Raw genomic sequence first — 204 nt, 5'->3', positions numbered from 1 at the left:
TTAAATGATCTGATCCTCAATCAGATCAGGGTAATTGGTAATGGTGATACTAATTACTGTAGAAAGTACATTCTAAAAAGCGAGGCAACCTCCCTGGGATACGATCGTCTGTTAAGCATTACAGAGCAAATCGGCAATCATAGCTACAATCCAACGGTTTTTACCTATGATACAACCAGCAATGAGAATCTTTTAAAAGCCCAG

1 protein-coding gene is annotated in these 204 nt (G+C 38.7%); it reads left to right on the top strand.

Going from position 1 to position 204, the window contains the following annotated elements; all coding sequences use genetic code 11:
• Nucleotides 1-204 (top strand): hypothetical protein (locus AC6CH4_RS26090; protein WP_498108271.1); only part of this gene is annotated, 204 nt, incomplete at both ends.

The sequence above is a fragment of the Flavobacterium sp. GQ95 genome (assembly GCF_059758655.1).
The sequence above is the reverse complement of the archived record's forward strand: the minus strand, read 5'-3'. Positions and strand labels throughout refer to the sequence as shown.